Raw genomic sequence first — 17,937 nt, 5'->3', positions numbered from 1 at the left:
ATGGCAGAACTCGATGCTCTGCTGACGGCTGAACAAATCCCCTTCATCGCTGTGTTGCTTTGAAGCTCTACTTTTCAAAGTCACTTTCGAAGCCATCGAGGCTACTATCAACTTGGACCTCAGTCGCTGCGTAAGATGTTCGCTTCCAACGCCGCTGCAACGAAAGCCCGTCTCGCAACCGGCGTCTGAGCTTCGCCGCGCAGAACCTGAAGACATGCATCCATAGCCAGTTTTCGCTTCGTCGTCTGATGAGGGAAACTCCGCAGCAGGATCGCGGCTGCGTCGTTCACATCGAATATGACGCGCTCACGCTCCTGCCGGCCAACTTGCACCACCACGGGCCGGACGAACCTGCTCGACATGCAATTACACTTTCAATTCAGACCATGACACGGACTTCGCGTATCATAACGTTGGGTCAGTTTATACAGTCATTGACTATGCACCGAAGAGAAACAGCAGTGCTCAATCTCGAGCCTGACCAGTTTCAGAAGGCCGCTACCTCAATCCGGAGGGGCCTCGGTCTTGGTGCGCAATCAAGCACACGGGAATTCTGTCGCGTCCGGAACGTGAATGGGTGCTTCGCCCAGTCTCGGGCTTTGCTGAAACCAAGCCTTCCTTCCTGGTTGCAAGCTTTGAAGCGGCCCTGCCGCATGGGCGACGCTTCTAGGGGCGCGCGGGTGCCGGGAGAGGAAGAGGGCGGGCGGGTTGCGATGGCGGGTAAAGGTCCGGGAGAGAGTCTTCCGGCGCCCGCCTAGGAGCGACACTCATGACCCAGATGGAAATTCACGCGCCCAAGCGCAACGAGCGTGCCGGTTACAAGGTCGACGTCAGCCGCGGCCAGCGCATCGGCCGCGTGTCGTCAGAATGGTTCAACCGGCCGGCGGACGAGCGATACCTGTCGCTCACCGACCTCCGGCATTCGGTGAAGAGCCGGTCGGAGCGTAGCAAGACCCGCATCGTCGAAAGCGAGCTGATCCGCGTCGAGGCCAGCCGCGACGATCCGGAGCGCCTGAGGCTAATGCTGCCCGATACGCGTGCGCCTGTTGCCCCAACGCATTGGAGTTTTGGCCAACTCGCCAGCCTGGTCGGCGCGCCTGCCACCTATCTGCGTCAGCTTCCAGCTCCGCTCGCGGCCATCAACCTTCAGCACGGTCTCCTCAACCACCGCGCCGAGCAGGTGAAGACGCTGGAAATCGAGAACGGACGCCTCGAGTTGCGGGCGGTAACAGGCCCTGACTATGGCAGAATATTTGACTCAGAGCTGGTGGACGCCGTGCAAAAGATCGCCGGCAACGGTACCGGTGACACGCGCTGGAAAGTGCCCGGCGTGCTCGACTGGTCAACGGGAATCTACAATCCGCACGTCGACATCTCCAGCGACACCACCACGCTCTACGCGTCTGATCGCGATATCTTTGTCTTCCTCGTCGACGATCTGAACCCGATCGAGGCCGGGCGGCTGCCTAATGGGGAACCGGATCTCTATTTCCGCGGCTTCTACTGCTGGAATTCCGAAGTCGGAGCCCGCACCCTCGGCATCGCCAGCTTCTATCTGCGCGCAGTTTGTCAGAATCGCAATTTGTGGGGCGTGGAAGATTTCGAGGAAATCACCATCCGCCATTCAAAATACGCGGCCTCCCGTTTCGCACTGGAAGCCGAGCCGGCCCTGATCCAGTTTGCCGATTCCTCCCCCATGCCGTTCGTCAACGGCATCAAGACGGCGCGGCAAAGGATCGTGGCCCGAGATGACGAAGACCGCCAAAACTTCCTGCGCAAGCGCGGCTTCTCCAAGTCCGAGACCACGAAGATCATCGATACAGTTCTCCTGGAGGAAGGCCGACCACCGGAATCGATCTTTGATTTCGTGCAGGGCATCACGCGGATCGCGCGTGACAAGCCGCATCAGGATGTCCGCTTGGACATGGAGGGCAAAGCCAAGAAACTTCTCGATTTCGCGGCCTGATCCTCCGCAGGCCGGCTACGAAAACTCTCGCCGCCGGCCTCGCCTCCGGGCCGTCTCCATCAATTCCAGCGCGGTCCTCCTAAGCAGGGGTACGGCGCTTTTTTCGTGGATAGAACCCGGTGCCCAACATGCTGGAGGCCCCTCGGGCGGCTCGGTCGCGTCCAGATCCGCGAGCCGGGGCCAGGTCGGCGTGAGGCCGGGAGGCAGAGGGGGGAGGGGAGGGTTTTTGACGGGCTTGGAGGTTCGGGGAGAGGCCCCGGGCCGCCCGTCACGGAGAACCTGACCATGGCAAAGAACGCCATTCAGAAGATCGCGATGAACGCCGCGGAGAACATTCCCTATGACAAGCTGATGCTCTCGCAGAAAAATGTCCGGCGCATCAAGGACGGCGTGTCGACTGAGCAGCTGGCCGAAGACATCGGACGGCGAAAGCTGATCCAGAGCCTGAACGTCCGTCCCGTGCTCGACGGCGAGGGCGAGGAGACCGGCACGTACGAGGTGCCCGCCGGCGGCCGGCGTTATCTCGCGCTCGGTATCCTCATCAAGCAAAAGCGCCTGGCCAAGAATGAGCCAATCCCCTGCATCGTCAATCGCGGGCAGGAGACCTCGGCCGAGGAGGATTCGCTTGCCGAAAACCTGCGGCGCGCCGACCTGCACCCGCTCGATCAGTTTCGGGCCTTCAAGACACTCAGCGATCAGGACCTCGATCCGGAGGAGATTGGCGCCCGCTTCTTCGTGTCGCCGGCGACGGTCAGGCAGCGCCTCCGGCTGGCCTCGGTGTCGCCGAAATTGCTCGAGCTCTATGAGAAGGACGAAATCCGGCTCGAGCAGATCATGGCGTTTTCGATCTCGGACGATCACGCGCGCCAGGAACAGGTCTGGGAGCGGATTGCCAGCTCGCACACGCAGGAACCCTATTACATCAGGCGCCTGCTGACCGAGACGACGGTCCGAGCTGATGATCGCCGGGCCGTCTATGTCGGTGCCGAAGCCTATGAAGTGGCTGGAGGCGTCATCCTTCGCGATCTGTTCGAGCAGGATTCCGGCGGCTGGTTCCAGGATGCCGCACTGCTAGAGCAGCTTGTCTTCGACAGGCTGAAGGGGGATGCCGAGGCGATCCGCGCCGAAGGCTGGAAATGGGTCGAGGCGGCGATCAGCTTTCCCTATGGCCACACCTCCGGCATGCGGCGCATCTACGCCGAGGCGCAGGAGCTCAGCGCCGAGGAGATCGAACGGTACGACGCGCTGAAGGCCGAATACGACAAGCTGGATGCGGACTATGCCAAGGCCGAGGATGCCGACGAAGCAATCGAGGCGAAGCTCGACCAGCTGGGTGCCGAGCTCGATGCGATCGATGATCGTCCTCAAAGCTACGATCCCGCCCAGAAGGTGATTGCCGGTGCGTTCGTTACGCTTGCCGCGAACGGCAAGCTCCAGGTCGACGCCGGTTTCGTTCGGTCCGAGGACGAGCCGCGGCCCGAAACCAGCGACGTCGATGAGGGCGAGGAAGGGGGCACCGACGGCGGAACCCGATCCAATGGCGACGATGACGGCGGTGGTGTTGGCGTCAACGGCCAGCCGGTGAACGACGCCTCTATCGACGACGGCGAGGACGACGGCATCAAGCCACTGCCTGATCGGCTCGTCTTCGACCTGACCGCGCAGCGCACGCTGGCGCTACGCAACGCGCTCGCCGGCGACGTCGATATCGCCATCATCGCCGCACTCCATGCCTTCGTCCTGCAGGTCTTCTATCGTTTCGCGCCGAACACGTGCCTGGAGATCAGCATGAAGAGCGGCAGCTTCAGCCAGGTTGACGGTCTTGCCGAGACCTCCTGGGCCAAGGAGATCGCCGAGCGGCACGAAGCCTGGGACCGCGATTTGCCCGATGAGGCGGAAGGCCTGTGGGACTTCCTTCTCGGCCTCGATGAAGCAAGCCGCAAGGCGCTTTTCGCTCACTGCGTCTCGCTGACCCTCAATGCGGTGGTCGAACCCTGGAACAGGCGAGCGAAGGCGCTCGAGCATGTAGACGTGCTTGGCCGCTCGCTCCAGTTCGACATGGTCGACGCGGGCTGGACGCCCACGGTCGAGTTCCTCGGGAGGCTCACCAAGGCGCGGATTCTACAGGCTGTCCGGGAAGCGCGTGGCGCGGACTCCGCGCAGCTGATCGACCACATGAAGAAGGACATCATGGCCCGTGAAGCTGCCCGTCTTCTCGAAGGATCGAACTGGCTGCCAGAGCCGCTGCGCGTTGAGGTCGATGAAGTGTCTGCCGATGCTGGCGACGCGGCCGCCAGCGAGATGTCGGAGGAAGCGGCTCTCGACGGCGATGCCGCCGAGCTGCCGGCCTTCCTCGCCGACGATGCGGATCCGTCCTCCGATGAGCCGGTGACCATCGACGGCGACGCAACGGACCACCTCCAGGCCGCCGAATAGTCGGCCTCCCGCTCCCACCGGCCCGGCAGCTCCGCCGGACCCATTTCAGTTCCAACTCACTCTCGAGCCCGGGGTCGCCATCGCGACCCCGGGCGCTTGCGTTTCATGGAGATCGACATGTTCGACTGGAACAGAAGCTGCTCCTACGACGAGCAGCAGAAGAAACGTTTCCACACCACGGCCCGTTCACGACTGAAGAAACTTGCCGCTGAATTAAACCTGTCATCGGACAGCTATGACCTGCGCTCAAACAAAGCGGGTATCGCCGTTTGCGGTGAAATTACCCTGCACCACGACGACGCCTACATCCAGGTCAGCCAGTTCGGTTTGTCCTCAGGTCACGGTATCCTGATCCGCACCTGCAAGGGCCGTAAAGACTACATCGGCGGGGCCAACCACTTCGTCGCACTCGGCATGCTCGACGATATCCCGGCGCTCGCCGCCGCCGTCCGTGCCATCACCGGGGTTGGTCGAGACGCTGTTCCTCCGAGCGACGCGCCGCCTAAACTCCTGCAAACCCCATCATCGCCAGTGCACGTGCCGGCCGCAGGCTCGGCCCGTCGCCAGCCACAACACAGCAAGCAGTTGCCATGGCGCGGCGATGCCGCGCGTGGCCGACTTGCCTTCATGAGAACCTTATGACCGCACATCCACCCTTCAGGAAGGTGCTCGACGGCGTCGCCACCCGAGAGCAGATGTTCCAACTGTTCAGCCGTCACAAAGACACTCCTGGCATCGATCCCAATTCCGGCACTCCCTATTCAGGCGAGTGGTTTGAGATCACCGCGTCCGAATACCACTTCATGCTAGATTTGTTGCCGCCGCTCTTCATGCGCACCGGCATGCTCGGAATGTCGGAGTATAAGGCGGGCAACGTGACCAGCGTATTCTTCGCGATCCGGATCCGGGGCCGCGAGCGCTGGTTTCATGGCTTCTGCGATCTCACGGATCGGCAGTCGCCAGACAAGATGCGCGCCGCCATCATCGCCGACGAGACCGGCGCGAGCGACAGCATGACCCGCGCGGAAAAGCTCGAGGCGATCTGGAACATAACCCCTGTCGAGCTCAGGGGGACCGCCCGCAATGCAGACCCCGAGACCGGGTGGGCCGAACATCGCGGCAAACGCACGATTCTCGTTAACGCCGGAAGGCATGATGCTACCTTCAGGCTGCTCGATGATCTGTCGGATCTCGAGATCGCCGAGTACCTGTCCAAAGTGCGATTGCGTCGGAGCTGACGAAGGAAGACGACGATGGGCATCTATAAGAACCGCGCTTCGGCGGCAAAGTGTCTCCATCAACGTGACCGACTTTCGCTCAATGTATGCACCCGCGTACGGCCCATCCTCAGCTGTTGAGACCTGGCCAACTGCCGGGATACAAGCATCCGGTCCTCAGCAAAACTTGGGGTCAGTGCCTGCCGCGCGGGAGGTATCCGGCATTGCGTAAAGCGCCGATGAACAGGCTGGCCGGGCCGGCGATACTCGTCCTGGCCTGCGTTGCGAGCGGCAGCGTGTTCCAGTCCTCCAAAGGAGCGATAAAGCTGGAGAAAGCGCCATTGACCATGCAATGGCTGGTCAAATGGCCTTGCTTATCCAGCACCAGAACGCCTGTCTGATTGCTGGGATACCGGATGGCGGCGACGCGCTGAAGTTCCATGTCGCCATCGATGCGCAAATTGAAAAGCAGGACGCCCTGGCTTCTGTTGGCGACTTCCGCGACTTTTTCCGTGAAAGGAACAGGAAGCGCCCGAACGCTGTCGACCGCCATCCCGAAAACAAGCGCGTCCAGCTCATCCGCCGCCATGAGAAGATTAGTTCCCAAGAATATAAGGATTGCAACCGCTCCAGCCGGATTGTGCACAGTCATCGCACTCCGCCAGCTAGACGCCTGAGCATCGCGTGTATGAGGCAGCGCTCTCTCGGTAGGCGTGTTTGCCCCCGTTCATTGAGCCGATTGCCCTAGGCCCATGACACACCGCTTGCTCGTTGCGGGGCTTCTCCGATAAAGCACGGCGAAAGCGATATGATACGTCGGGTACTCGCTAACCCAAACTGCGACTTGGCTAGCAAGTCATGCTCACATCAAGGAACAGACTATGGAGCGCCAGATCCGGCCATTCATCGTGGAAATGAAACAGAGGCGCGGTAAGGAGAAGCCAAGCCATTCGATCTGGGGGGATCTCGACCTGTCCAAGATTGCCACGGAGATGACGCAGCCTGGCTATGCTTCTCCGCTCCCAAATTCCCAGGTCATTGACTTCAATATAAGACCCCTTGATGCTGAAGAAGGGGATAACCACAAGCGGAGTATATGATGGCCGATTTTCAGGACGCTCAGACTGTTCAGACGACAGTAGCGCCAGCTAAAGTGGAAGGGCCTGAATCGAAGAAGAAAGTTCCGCGAGCAAAGAAAGTGAAGGCAGAGCTCTTAAAGCCGGTCCGCAAGAACGGAGCGAAACCTGCGCCCCAGGCGGCGGAAGCTCCAGTGGCAGCGAAGACCGCCCGCAAGACATATTCCGAGAAGGAACGCTCGCAGAAGCTTGCCCAGATCGAGAAATCGATCGCTGCCGGCGCGACCAGCAAGATTGCGATCGGCCAGGCCGGCATATCTGAGCAGACCTACTATTATTGGAAGAGGGCTGTCGCACCTTCTCTAGACAGCGGCGATCTCCGCGATCTTGTGGCGCTCGAAGAAGAAAACAAGCGCCTCAAGAACCTGCTTGCCGAGCGTCTGCGCAAGGAAAATGCCGAGCTCAAGAAGAAGTTGGGCCTTGCGTAAGACATACTGAGCCAATTGGAAATTCCGCCGACGCTCAGAGCGGCAGCGGCGGCATGTCGCCTTCGCCGACCCGCCACACCCAGGAGCCGATCTCCGGTCGCGCGGCGATCATTTCGTCGAGCGACGCTTCGTAGTTCTCGCCCGCTCCGGCCGGAACGACAAAGAGCGCTATCGGCTCGTCCCTGTCGTGAAGCAAAGCATTGGCGATCGGCTGGTCGGGTTGCAGGTCAAAGCGCAATCCCTTCACGCTCTTTTCGCGAAGGCGGGCGAGCCCATCGACGAGCCTTTTCTCCGGGACCGTCTCGTAAGGAATCCAGTTTTCGGAGACCACCATCAAGGCAATCTCCTCGACAATGGCCAGGCCGGCCAGGTTCAGTCCGAAGGTCGCGATCACCATCAGATGTGAGTTCGAATCCGCTGCCCACAGCGACAACTCTCTGTCGAAACGTGCCTGCAAACGGCGGTGCAATGCATCGTCGATAATGAAGGGAAAGCCGGGCAGGTGCCTGATGACAAGTTTCTGACCGGAACGAGCAGGAACAATCTCTTTCACCTCGCCGACCAGGACGAGCAATTTTCGGGGGCCGGATTTCGGCGGGAGCGCCGTGCCGAGAACCGCGTTGCGACGCTGCCCGATCGATTGCTTGTTCTCGGCGCGAAATGGCTCGGGCACGAACAGGATATCCGCGAGCGGTCCGCCCCTCACTGTCATTTGCCCGGCAGCCTCGAGCAGATGCCAGCGGACATTCCACCAATGTCGCTTGCCAGCCCACCTCGATGTCCAGACGGTCAATTCGGCCTCGTGCCAGAGATAATGAAGCAGGCCACGCAGCGACATCCGCCTGGGATCGGCCGTCACGCTGGCGGAACTTTGCCCCGAAAGCACCGATGCCGCGCGGCTCCCCGTCTTCGACAGGCTGAAGTCCAACTTGAGGGCCGCCATGCCGCTTTGCGGATCGAGTTGTACCGCGCTGCCCATCAAGGCGCCCAGGCCGGACAGTTCGTAAGGCGATTGGTAGGAATCGCAGGACGGATCATGCCCGCCGCCGCTGAGCGGCATGCGCTTGATCAGATGAAGGTCACCGATGCGGGCGATGTACATCGGGCAGCCCGGCTCGCTGCACAGGCATAGCGGGCGCTCGCTGCGGGCATAGGCGTTCGCCAGCGCCGACTGCAGGTCGGGCGCTCCCTCCTCATAGACCGCACTGCCAATTTTGAACCGTCGCATCCCCTCCACAGCTCCAGGTCGCCGCCGCATCCCTGTCCGGGCATTCAAGTCTGGCTTTGCGCGGAGCGCAACCCCTTTGGTGCATCGGCGCCAGAGGGAGAGGGGAGCCGTGAAGATTGGAGCCCGGCTGGCGCGCAGAGAGTGCCCGGCGCGGGCGCCACTCCCCTCTCGCGAAGGACATTTCCATGAACATTGTTTCGACCACACCGGCCGTTGCCCGGACTGCTGCTCCCCTCGACGTGCCGGCACAAGACGGCATCGACACCGCCCAGGCGATCTATCAGGCGGGAATGCAGCTTCTGCCGTTTCTCGAACAGGGCGAGCCTGTCATCACCGCCGCAATGCGCACCGCCATGACGACCAGTTTTGGCGGCAGCGATGCGCAAGGGTTCTGGGTCTGGAAGGACGCTTATGAGGCGCTCGAAGTCGCCCAGGTGCTGTTTTTGCGCCGGTTCGGCCCTGCGATCCTGTCGCGGTCGACCACGCCGCAGGCAACGCTGGCGATGATCAAGCGCATCGCGAACCTTCTTCCTACCCATACGCGACGGTCCGACGAGAGCCAGGCGATGCAGCAGCTGTCGACGCCCTTGCCGCTCGCCTTCGTCACGGCGCACGCCGCGGCGATCGCATCTTGCGACCTGGTTCTCGAACCTTCGGCCGGCACCGGTTTGCTCGCCGTCCATGCCGAGATGGCGCGCGCTTCGATCGCCCTCAATGAGTTTGCCGCGACGCGGGCCGATCTCCTCGGCCTGCTGTTTCCAAGGGTCCCCGTCTCGCGGCACGACGCGGCCCATATCGACGATCATCTCGACTTGGCCATCGAGCCGTCCGTCGTGCTGATGAATCCACCGTTCAGCGTCGGCGCCTATGTCGACGGCCACGTCACTGACGCGGCATGGCGGCATCTCTTTTCCGCATTCGCCCGCCTGCGCGCCGGCGGGCGCCTGGTCGCCATCACCGGCACCGGGCTGTCTCCCGAAAACCCCAAATGGCGGCCGGCCTTCGAACGCCTGCAGCAGCAGGGCATCGTCATCTTCACAGCAGGGATCGACGGCCGTGTCTACGCCCGCCATGGCACCACCACTGATACGCGCCTGACAATTATCGACAAGGTACCGGCCGCCGACCCGAAAAGCTTCGTCCGGTCACCCGGCAAGGCCAAGGATGTCGAAACGTTGCTCTCCTGGATCACAGATCTCCCGCCCCGGACACTGGGCGGCTTTCCGGATACAATCGGCGCGTTGTCCCGCGGCATCCCGTGCAATGCCGCCATGCACATGGGCGCCCGATCGGGGACAAGAGCCGCACCCCTAACAGTCGCAACTTCTGCTCCGAAGGCCATCCAATCGGTCCGTACGAATGCGCGGGCGAACCCCGCCCGCCAGGTCAAGGCAAACAGCACGCCGGCGGTCCCCCTCGCATATGAGATACGCGACTGGATACCGGAAGAGGGCGGCCGGCTCACCGACACGATCTACGAACCCTACGCGCTACAGTCGATCGACATTCCCCGCGCAAAGCCGCATCCGACGCCGCTCGTGCAGTCGGCAGCAATGGCCGCCGTCGCGCCACCAAAACCTTCCTATCGGCCGCTTCTTCCTGATGCGGTGATCGACGAAGGCCTGCTGTCGGACGCCCAGCTCGAGAGCGTGGTCTATGCCGGCGAAGCCCATTGCGGCCATCTCGCCGGCACCTGGACGGTTGACGAGACCTGCGATGTCGTCTCGGCCGCACCAGAAGGGGCTGCGAACGCTGTCCGCTTCCGCCGTGGATGGTTTTTGGGTGACGGAACCGGCTGCGGCAAGGGACGGCAGGTCGCCGGCATCATCCTCGACAACTGGCTACAGGGGCGACGCCGTGCGATCTGGATATCCAAGTCGGACAAATTGCTTGAAGACGCCCAGCGCGATTGGGCTGCACTTGGCCAGGAAAAACTTCTCGTCCAGCCGCTCTCACGTTATCGGCAGGGCACACCGATCCGCCTTGCCGAGGGCATCCTGTTCACGACCTACGCAACCCTGCGCTCGCAGGAGCGCGAGGGCAAGAAGTCCCGCATCGCGCAGATCATCGACTGGGTCGGCCAAGAGGCAGGGAGGGCCGAAGGCCCGCCCGGGATCAAAAGCTCTTTCGACGGCGTCATCGTCTTCGACGAAGCCCATGCCATGGCAAACGCGGCGGGCGGCAAAGGCGAGCGCGGTGACGTCGCACCCTCGCAGCAGGGTAGGGCAGGCTTGCGGCTGCAGCACGCGCTTCCCGACGCGCGCGTCATCTATGTCTCGGCGACGGGCGCGACCGCCGTCGAGAACCTGGCCTACGCGCAACGCCTCGGGATCTGGGGCAGCGAGGATTTCCCGTTCGCCAACCGCTCTGAATTCGTCGCGGCGATCCAGGATGGCGGCGTCGCCGCGATGGAAGTGCTCGCCCGTGACCTTAAGTCGCTCGGCCTCTACACGTCGCGCTCGCTCTCCTATGACGGTGTCGAATACGACCTGCTCGAGCACGCGCTGACCGAGGAGCAGATCCGCAGCTACAATGCCTATGCCGACGCGTTCCAGGTGATCCACAACAACCTGACCGCCGCACTCGAGGCGACCAACATCACCCGTGAGTCCGGCACGCTGAACCGCATCGCAAAATCGGCGGCGCGTTCAGCCTTCGAGAGCACCAAGCAACGCTTCTTCAGCCATCTCATCACCTCGATGATGACGCCGACCCTGATCGGCGCGATCCAGCAGGACCTCGCCGACGGTCATTCGGCGGTTGTGCAGATCGTTTCGACCGGCGAGGCGCTGATGGAACGACGCCTTGCCGAAATCCCGACCGAGGAATGGTCGGATCTGCATGTCGACGTCACGCCGCGCGAGTACGTCGGCGGGTACTTGATGCACTCCTTCCCAACCCAATTGTTCGAGGAATATTCGGACGCGGAAGGGGACGTCTATTCTCGGCCTGTCCATGACGACGATGGCAATCCCGTCCAGTGCCGGGAGGCCATTCGCCGGCGCGACGAATTGATCGAAAAACTCGCATCGCTGCCGCCGGTCGGTAGCGCGCTCGACCAGATCATCCACCACTTTGGCACCGACACCGTCGCCGAGGTGACCGGCCGGTCGCGCCGCATCGTGAAGAAGACCGGCCGAGACGGCATCGACCGGCTGGCCGTGGAAAACCGCCCTGGATCGGCCAATCTCGCCGAGACCCAGAGTTTCATGGATGACGACAAGCGCGTCCTGATCTTTTCGGACGCCGGCGGCACCGGCCGCTCCTATCACGCCGATCTCGGGGTCAGGAACCAGAGGCTGCGCAAGCACTATCTGCTCGAAGCCGGCTGGCGCGCCGACAACGCCATCCAGGGTCTCGGGCGGACCCACCGCACAAATCAGAAGCAACCGCCCTTGTTCCGGCCGATGGCCGCCAATGTGAAGGCGGGCAAGCGCTTCCTGTCAACCATAGCTCGACGTCTCGACACGCTGGGCGCGATCACACGCGGCCAGCGCCAGACTGGCGGGGCAGGGCTGTTCCGTGCCGAGGACAATCTCGAAAGCCGGTACGCGCGGGCTGCACTTCGCCAATTCTATATGCTGCTGCATCAGGGCAAGATCGAAGGTTGTTCGCTCACGACCTTCGAGACCGTGACCGGGCTGTCTTTAACGACCGACGAGGGCGGGTTGCGCGACGAGCTCCCGCCGATCACGACCTGGCTCAACCGCCTGCTAGCGTTGCGCATAGAGACCCAGAACCTGCTGTTCGAAGTGTTCGAGCAACTGATGACCGCGAAGGTTGAGGGCGCGATCGCTGCCGGCTCCTATGACAAAGGTCTGGAGACCATCACGGCGGAGAGCATCGTCGTCACCGATCGTCGCACCATCTACGCGCACCCGGTCGCCGGCGCGCAGTCGCATGTGCTGACCGTCGCGCGCAAGGACCGAATTCGGCCGCTCAGCCTCGTCGACGCGCTGGCCATCGTCCGGGCCGAGCCGCAAGCTGTTCTGCTGGTGAACGCCCGTTCCAACCGTGCGGCGATCCGGCTGCCCACGGCGAGCCTGATGCTCGACGACGGAACCATCGAACACCGAGTGCGCCTGCTGCGGCCGACGGACGAACTGCGCTTCGGTCTCGATGCCCTTGCCGAGACCCACTGGCAGCCCGCCGACCGAAAACTGTTCTGCGACCTGTGGCAGGCTGAAGTCGCCGCCGTCCCTGAGTTCACCACCAGCACCTTCCACATCGTGACGGGTCTGCTGCTGCCGATCTGGCGTCGGCTGCCGGATCATGATTGCCAGGTCTATCGGATCCAGACCGATGCCGGCGAGCGCATCATCGGCCGTCACATCGCGCCGACCCTTGTGGCGACCATGTTGCGCAATCTGGGGCTCGACGATGTGCCGGTGCTCGCGCCGGAAGATGCATGGACGGGGCTTGTGGAAGGCAGGATCGGACTGCAACTCGCCGATGGGCTGATCCTGCGCCGCAGCCGCGTCATGAACGATTACCGTATCGAGCTGATCGGCTTCACCGAGACGACGATCCCCCGGCTGAAGGCGCTGGGGCTGATCTCCGAGATTATCTCCTGGAAGCTCCGGCTGTTCATCCCGACGTCCGCGCTGGGGTGCGCCATCCTCGCCTCCCTTCTCGAGCGTCATACGCTGGTCGGGGTCGCCGACCCTACGGCAGCGGCGTGAGGGGAGACGATCATGACCGTCTCGGCCTCCGAGCTGGCGCGCCGCCTTGGCGAACATGCCGAGGCGGTGTGCCGCGAATATCTCTCCAACGGCCATCGCTCCGGCAATTACTGGATGGTCGGCGATGTCCGCAATACGCGCGGCCGTTCCATGCATGTGCGGCTCAAGGCGGTTGGCGGCAAGGCAGCCGGGAAATGGGTGGACGAATCGTCGGGGGAATATGGCGACCTGCTTGACGTCATCGAGCAGAGTTGTGGTCTGGTCGACTTCCGCGAGGTCGCGGATGAAGCACGTCGCTTCCTCTCCATGCCGCTCCCACCGCCCCAAGCTCCTGGCGCGCAGCGCCAACCTGTCGCGGCACGCGGCTCGCCTGACGCCGCGCGGCGCCTGTTCGGCATGTCCCAGCCGATCGCCGGCACGTTGGCCGAACGCTATCTTGCCGGCCGCGGCATTCTGCTCTCCACGCGTGAGCGTGCCCTGCGTTTCCATCCCGGCTGCTACTACAGGGAGCTCGTTACGGGCGAGACGCGGACGCTTCCTGCCCTGATTGCTGCTGTCACCAACCTCGACGGGCAGATCACAGGCCTACAGCGCACTTGGCTTGATCTCTCGGGTCAAGGCAAGGCGCAACTCGCCGATCCACGCCGCTCGCTGGGTCACCTGTTTGGCAATGGTATCTGGCTAGGCCACGAGCCCGGTGCACCAGTCCCGGTTGTGGCCGCCGGCGAGGGCCTTGAGACGATGGCGTCGCTCCGGACGGTTATGCCGGCGGTTCCGGTGGCAGCCGCCACCTCGGCCAATCACCTCGCCGGCCTGATCTTCCCGCCTGGCTGCCGTCGCCTCTACATCGCAGCCGATGCCGACGCCGCCGGCCGGCACGGCATCGAGCGTCTCAGCCAGCGCGCAGCCGAGGCCGGGATTCTCGCCTTGGTGTTGAGGCCGCAGCTCGGCGACTTCAACGACGATCTGCGTCATCTCGGCCCGGCCCATCTCGCGGCATGGCTCAGCGACCAGCTTGTCCCGGAGGATGCCCGTCGCTTCCTGCCGCCCGGATGAATGGGTCGGGCCGGCACGCGGGCCGGCGCGACGCCGCCGGATAGCCTGCAGGCATGGCGGCGGTCCACCGGAGAGGCCGCGCCAGCGGCCTGCCTAAGAGGCGACCCGCCACCCCCCGGTCACGGCCGCAACGGCTTCGCCGTCCTTCGCTCGCGCTCCGGCCTTCGGTGCGGCCGCGCCCGGCGCGCGGCCGGGATGCGCTGTCAGGCCGCGATAGGCGCGGCCACACCCGACGGAGACACCGCCATGACCTACGACCTTCCTCTCGACGACGCCTACGAGCCCTACCACGCCTCCTCGCCRACCGACCGCGTCATCCTCGAACTGCAGATGTACGGCCATCGCCCGCATCAGGACGAACCTGATCCTCGGCCACTTCCCGACGACGAGGTGATCCGGGCCGGCCTCGCCGGGATCGTGGAAACCTTCGCCGGCATGCTTGGCGACACCAGGCTCGAACCCGATCTCGACGATCTGCTTTGGTCCTTCGCGAACGTCTTCCACCGTGCTGCCGAGCGCGTCGCCCGCAGCCTGGACCGCAACGAGGAGGCGCAGCGCTCGAGTCAGCAGGAGCAGGACGGCTCGGAGGTGAAGTCCGTCGAGCTCGAACGGCTCACCGCCGAGGGCATCACCTATATCGAGCGCCGCAACGTGCTCGAAATCATGCGCGATGAGGCTGCCGACCTCTACGAGGCACAAGCCGGATCGGCATGGCGGCCGCGCACCGGCTCCAAGGTCAGCCACCAGGCGATGACCGCTTCGGTGATCGACAGCCGCGACTTCCTCGCCGCCCGCCGACACGCCGAAACAGAGGTGCTCGTTCCAGCCGGGACAAAGATCGCCTTCGCCGGCGGCCTCGACTGCAACGATCACGATCGGATCTGGGACGCGCTCGACAAGGCCCGCGACAAGCATCCCGACATGGTTCTGCTCCACGGCGGCAGCCCACGCGGCGCCGAGCGCATCGCCGCTTGCTGGGCCGAGAACCGCAAGGTCACTCAAATCGCCTTCAAGCCGGACTGGACCCGACACGCCAAGGCAGCCCCGTTCCGCCGCAACGACCAGCTTCTCTCGGTGGTGCCCTACGGCCTGATCGTCTTTCCCGGCTCCGGCATCACCGGCAACCTTGCCGACAAGGCCCGTCAGCTGGGCATCCCCGTCTGGCGGTTCGCGGAGGGCGGCGCGTAAAGCGCCGCTTTCCTCGGATCCGCACTCGCGCGACGTGGAGCAAGCCGTCGCGGGACAACCCGTCTATCCTGATGCGCTCGATCCAGGACGTGAGCCTCTGGCTGGCCGAAGGCCGCTAGTCCACGCGCGTAGCACCTGCTGCGGCGGTGCAAGGCCTAGGCGCGCCGGCCTGCGTCCGACCGGGCTCTAGTCGCGGCGTCCCGCCGCTCCCCGCGCCGGCTTCGCAGTCACGGCCAGGTGATGGTCCCTCGCGCAGGGCCAGAGGGAGAGGGCGGCCGGCGCGGGGCGGGAGGCTGGAGAGAAGGAAAGTCACGATGTCGATGATATTCATAGGTGGATCAAGCGAGATATTCGAGCTGCCGGAGCCTGCCATTACTCGCATCGGCGCAATCGTTGCTGCCGAGCACGGCGTGCTGATTGGCGACGCTTCGGGAGCCGATGCCGAGGCGCAAGGCCTGCTCGCGGGCTACAGATATGAGCATGTCGGCGTCTTCCATGCCGGCAAGGAACCCCGCAATAATCTGGGCGACTGGGCCGCCTACCATGTTCCTTCTCCTGATGATGCCACAGGGGACTTTGTCCACGCCGCCAAAGGCCGGGAGATGGCGCGGCGCGCAGACTTCGGCATGATGGTCTGGGACGGCGCATCACCCGGCACGGCCGTCAACGTGCTTCGGCTCGCCATAGCGAACAAGCCGTGCGTCACTTATGATCTGGCCAGGGGCAGCATGGCGACCACGTACAATGTGGAAGACTGGTGTGCCATGCTCCGCCATGCCGGTCCCGACGTTCGCCGGCAGGCCGAAGCCCGCATGACGCCGGATGAGCGTTTGGCGCTGCCAGGATGATATGGCGCGGTCCGCCGACAGCCTGGCGGGTCCCATCCGATGTGTTGGTCCGGCTTCTCGTCGCCTAATCCACTTGTATGAGCGGACGGAGCTGGCCCCTTACGAAACCGGCCCACGCGCAGAGCTGCGGGGCGTTGTGCGGATGATCATCTTGACCCGCCTCGCCTCTGAAGCGGGTGCAAGCGTGCCGAACAACATGCTGGCTTGCCGGGTCATCCAACCTGACTGCTCGGTATCCCCGAGGGGGCGTGAAGGCCGCTGCCAGCCGGCCCCGATCTCGAAACCGCTATGCCGCCATACCGAACACGCAAGGCGGTCACGCGTCAGGCTGCGTTTCGATGTGTTGGCATGCCGACGACATGACCCGAGAGGCTGCAGCATGTTCCTGCGATCCGGCAGCGTTGCGTCGGCGGTCAAGCGATGGCGGCCTGGGTTCTTGTCCATCTGCCGCATCCGGGGCCATTCCCGTTCCATGTCGCCTTTGTAGACGACCGCCTGCTTTGTGCGGTCAACCCCCTTTGGGGGTACACTCAGCGAATATTCAGGGAAATTCGATTTCTGTTTTTGGTCTGCAGGCGAAGGGCCTGCCCGCAATTTTTCGGCAAATAGAATTTTCCAGAATTTTCGCCGAGATGACCGCAGCAGGACGGCCCTCTCCTTTGGCGCCATCGGGAATGGTCCCGATGCAACCGAAGGAGAACTACCATGGCCACCACGATCGCAAACCTCACCACCAAGACTGACGGCTCGATGGAAGGCGTCTTTGCCACGCTCCGGGTCAACGCCCCGATCACCCTTATCCCGAACACCAACAAGTCGCGCGAGGACGCCCCCGATTACCGGATCGTCAACAAGCGCACGGGCTTCGAGATCGGAGCCGGTTGGCACCGCATCTCCCAGCGTTCGGGCGAGGAATACCTCTCGGTCAAGCTGGAAGCCCCCGAGATCGGCGTGATCTTCGGCAACCTCGCTCCCGCCCCGGGTGGCGAGGAAAACAAGAAGGTCATCCTCTGGAACAACCCCCAGTGAGGCATCGGTGGCCGGCCCCGCAAGGGGCCGGCTCCCCACCGGCAAAAAGGAGGTTGCAATGAGCCGCTACACCATCACCGTCACTGGTACCACCGGAAAAGTCCGCTCGGATCCAGACGCTGTCATCGGTTACGATCCACCACTCCGGACCTACTTCCTGCAAGCTTTCCCGCACGAAGAAACCGACGAGCCCGGTCTCTGGCTCGGCACCCACGATCGCGCGTTCGAAACGCTTGAGGATCTTCGCCGCGCAGCCATCTCACACGGCTACGACTTCATCCCGCTGTCGCCCAAACTGGCCGCAAAGCTGGTSGACGACAAAGCGGCAGCCAGCGGGCGTCCGGTGCGAGACACAATCTTCGGCCAGGTGCTGAAACACCTCAACCAACCCAAGTAGGCAACACGTCCCAGGGCCGCGACGGAGTGTTCCGTCGCGGCCTTTTTTTGCACGTTGCAAACGAGCCACGAACATCACCCGCTACAGCAAGAGACAGCGACTCCAAACTGCCGATTATTCCTTCGGCAGTTTGTGCTTATGAATGCGGATATAGTCCTGGACAGCCTTTCGCAGCAGTTCGGTCATGCTGTGCCCGTTGCTGATCGCCAGCAACTTGAACTGGCGCTGCTCCGCAGCCGTCAAATAGTAGCCGCAGCGGATCATCTCCTCCTCGCGAATCTTCTTGCCGGCGATGGGATCCTTTTTCTGACCCTGCCGCAGTAGCT

16 protein-coding genes are annotated in these 17,937 nt (G+C 63.3%); 12 read left to right on the top strand and 4 right to left on the bottom strand.

Annotated features, from left to right (window positions below):
- Positions 1–119: 119 nt before the first annotated feature.
- Entirely contained in the window at positions 120–362 is a 243-nt protein-coding gene (locus AC1DX6_RS25150; protein WP_095775686.1) for a DUF982 domain-containing protein, read from the bottom strand.
- A gap of 407 nt (positions 363–769) precedes the next feature.
- Here AC1DX6_RS25150 and AC1DX6_RS25145 point away from each other — a divergent pair, with 407 nt between their 5' ends.
- The 4 genes from AC1DX6_RS25145 (at position 770) to AC1DX6_RS25130 (ending at position 5,640) form a co-directional block, all read left to right on the top strand.
- Complete coding sequence (locus tag AC1DX6_RS25145) at positions 770–1,966, top strand: DUF932 domain-containing protein (protein WP_477318340.1); 1,197 nt, start codon at positions 770–772, stop codon at positions 1,964–1,966.
- A 285-nt stretch (positions 1,967–2,251) separates the two neighbouring features.
- A complete protein-coding gene (locus AC1DX6_RS25140) occupies positions 2,252–4,402 on the top strand; it encodes a ParB/RepB/Spo0J family partition protein (RefSeq protein ID WP_477318338.1) in 2,151 nt (716 codons plus the stop codon).
- Positions 4,403–4,507: 105 nt separating this feature from the next.
- Positions 4,508–5,044, top strand: a complete 537-nt coding sequence (locus AC1DX6_RS25135) for a hypothetical protein (protein WP_477318336.1) — start codon at positions 4,508–4,510, stop codon at positions 5,042–5,044.
- Entirely contained in the window at positions 5,041–5,640 is a 600-nt protein-coding gene (locus AC1DX6_RS25130) for a DUF1419 domain-containing protein (protein WP_477318334.1), read from the top strand. The genes AC1DX6_RS25135 and AC1DX6_RS25130 overlap by 4 nt, the downstream gene beginning before the upstream one ends.
- Before the next feature lie 172 nt (positions 5,641–5,812).
- Here AC1DX6_RS25130 and AC1DX6_RS25125 read toward each other — a convergent pair whose 3' ends face one another.
- Positions 5,813–6,208: a hypothetical protein gene (locus AC1DX6_RS25125; RefSeq protein WP_477318332.1), complete on the bottom strand. Its 396-nt coding sequence runs from the start codon at positions 6,206–6,208 to the stop codon at positions 5,813–5,815.
- 292 nt (positions 6,209–6,500) lie between these two features.
- Between AC1DX6_RS25125 and AC1DX6_RS25120 the strand changes: the two genes are divergently transcribed.
- Positions 6,501–6,719: a hypothetical protein gene (locus AC1DX6_RS25120; RefSeq protein WP_477318330.1), complete on the top strand. Its 219-nt coding sequence runs from the start codon at positions 6,501–6,503 to the stop codon at positions 6,717–6,719.
- Complete coding sequence (locus tag AC1DX6_RS25115; RefSeq protein WP_477318328.1) at positions 6,719–7,183, top strand: transposase; 465 nt, start codon at positions 6,719–6,721, stop codon at positions 7,181–7,183. Before AC1DX6_RS25120 ends, AC1DX6_RS25115 begins: the two co-directional genes overlap by 1 nt.
- 34 nt (positions 7,184–7,217) lie before the next feature.
- Here AC1DX6_RS25115 and AC1DX6_RS25110 read toward each other — a convergent pair whose 3' ends face one another.
- Positions 7,218–8,411 carry a DUF1173 domain-containing protein gene (locus tag AC1DX6_RS25110; protein WP_477318719.1) on the bottom strand — a complete coding sequence of 398 codons (1,194 nt, stop codon included), beginning with the start codon at positions 8,409–8,411 and terminating at the stop codon, positions 7,218–7,220.
- A gap of 185 nt (positions 8,412–8,596) precedes the next feature.
- Here AC1DX6_RS25110 and AC1DX6_RS25105 point away from each other — a divergent pair, with 185 nt between their 5' ends.
- From AC1DX6_RS25105 to AC1DX6_RS25080, 6 genes are all read left to right on the top strand, one after another.
- Positions 8,597–13,093 (top strand): strawberry notch-like NTP hydrolase domain-containing protein, encoded by a 4,497-nt coding sequence (locus tag AC1DX6_RS25105; RefSeq protein ID WP_477318326.1) that lies wholly within the window; start codon positions 8,597–8,599, stop codon positions 13,091–13,093.
- Positions 13,094–13,105: 12 nt separating this feature from the next.
- Positions 13,106–14,149 carry a DUF7146 domain-containing protein gene (locus AC1DX6_RS25100; RefSeq protein WP_477318324.1) on the top strand — a complete coding sequence of 348 codons (1,044 nt, stop codon included), beginning with the start codon at positions 13,106–13,108 and terminating at the stop codon, positions 14,147–14,149.
- A 246-nt stretch (positions 14,150–14,395) separates the two neighbouring features.
- Positions 14,396–15,337: a DUF2493 domain-containing protein gene (locus AC1DX6_RS25095; RefSeq protein ID WP_477318322.1), complete on the top strand. Its 942-nt coding sequence runs from the start codon at positions 14,396–14,398 to the stop codon at positions 15,335–15,337.
- Between the two features lie 314 nt (positions 15,338–15,651).
- A complete protein-coding gene (locus AC1DX6_RS25090) occupies positions 15,652–16,185 on the top strand; it encodes a hypothetical protein (protein WP_477318320.1) in 534 nt (177 codons plus the stop codon).
- Between the two features lie 705 nt (positions 16,186–16,890).
- On the top strand, positions 16,891–17,214 hold the full coding sequence (locus AC1DX6_RS25085) for a DUF736 domain-containing protein (protein WP_477318318.1): 324 nt from the start codon (positions 16,891–16,893) through the stop codon (positions 17,212–17,214).
- 58 nt (positions 17,215–17,272) lie between these two features.
- The gene (locus AC1DX6_RS25080; protein ID WP_477318316.1) at positions 17,273–17,611 is read left to right on the top strand and encodes a hypothetical protein; all 339 of its coding nucleotides are present in this window, start codon (positions 17,273–17,275) and stop codon (positions 17,609–17,611) included.
- Positions 17,612–17,725: 114 nt separating this feature from the next.
- Here the strand turns inward: AC1DX6_RS25080 and AC1DX6_RS25075 are convergent.
- Positions 17,726–17,937, bottom strand: a 212-nt coding sequence (locus AC1DX6_RS25075) for a hypothetical protein (protein ID WP_477318314.1), incomplete at its 5' end; no start/stop codon positions are given.

The sequence above is a fragment of the Mesorhizobium sp. P2_C4 genome (genome assembly GCF_056404575.1).
Note: the sequence above shows the minus strand (reverse complement) of the source record. Positions and strands in the feature narration are given on the sequence as shown.

Coding starts and splice junctions, on each gene's coding strand:
- AC1DX6_RS25105 (WP_477318326.1), top strand. CDS start 8,597: ATGAACATTGTTTCGACCACACCGGCCGTTGCCCGGACTGCTGCTCCC.
- AC1DX6_RS25150 (WP_095775686.1), bottom strand. CDS start 362: ATGTCGAGCAGGTTCGTCCGGCCCGTGGTGGTGCAAGTTGGCCGGCAG.
- AC1DX6_RS25100 (WP_477318324.1), top strand. CDS start 13,106: ATGACCGTCTCGGCCTCCGAGCTGGCGCGCCGCCTTGGCGAACATGCC.
- AC1DX6_RS25135 (WP_477318336.1), top strand. CDS start 4,508: ATGGAGATCGACATGTTCGACTGGAACAGAAGCTGCTCCTACGACGAG.
- AC1DX6_RS25090 (WP_477318320.1), top strand. CDS start 15,652: ATGTCGATGATATTCATAGGTGGATCAAGCGAGATATTCGAGCTGCCG.
- AC1DX6_RS25115 (WP_477318328.1), top strand. CDS start 6,719: ATGGCCGATTTTCAGGACGCTCAGACTGTTCAGACGACAGTAGCGCCA.
- AC1DX6_RS25110 (WP_477318719.1), bottom strand. CDS start 8,411: ATGCGACGGTTCAAAATTGGCAGTGCGGTCTATGAGGAGGGAGCGCCC.
- AC1DX6_RS25085 (WP_477318318.1), top strand. CDS start 16,891: ATGGCCACCACGATCGCAAACCTCACCACCAAGACTGACGGCTCGATG.
- AC1DX6_RS25140 (WP_477318338.1), top strand. CDS start 2,252: ATGGCAAAGAACGCCATTCAGAAGATCGCGATGAACGCCGCGGAGAAC.
- AC1DX6_RS25125 (WP_477318332.1), bottom strand. CDS start 6,208: ATGGCGGCGGATGAGCTGGACGCGCTTGTTTTCGGGATGGCGGTCGAC.
- AC1DX6_RS25120 (WP_477318330.1), top strand. CDS start 6,501: ATGGAGCGCCAGATCCGGCCATTCATCGTGGAAATGAAACAGAGGCGC.
- AC1DX6_RS25145 (WP_477318340.1), top strand. CDS start 770: ATGACCCAGATGGAAATTCACGCGCCCAAGCGCAACGAGCGTGCCGGT.
- AC1DX6_RS25130 (WP_477318334.1), top strand. CDS start 5,041: ATGACCGCACATCCACCCTTCAGGAAGGTGCTCGACGGCGTCGCCACC.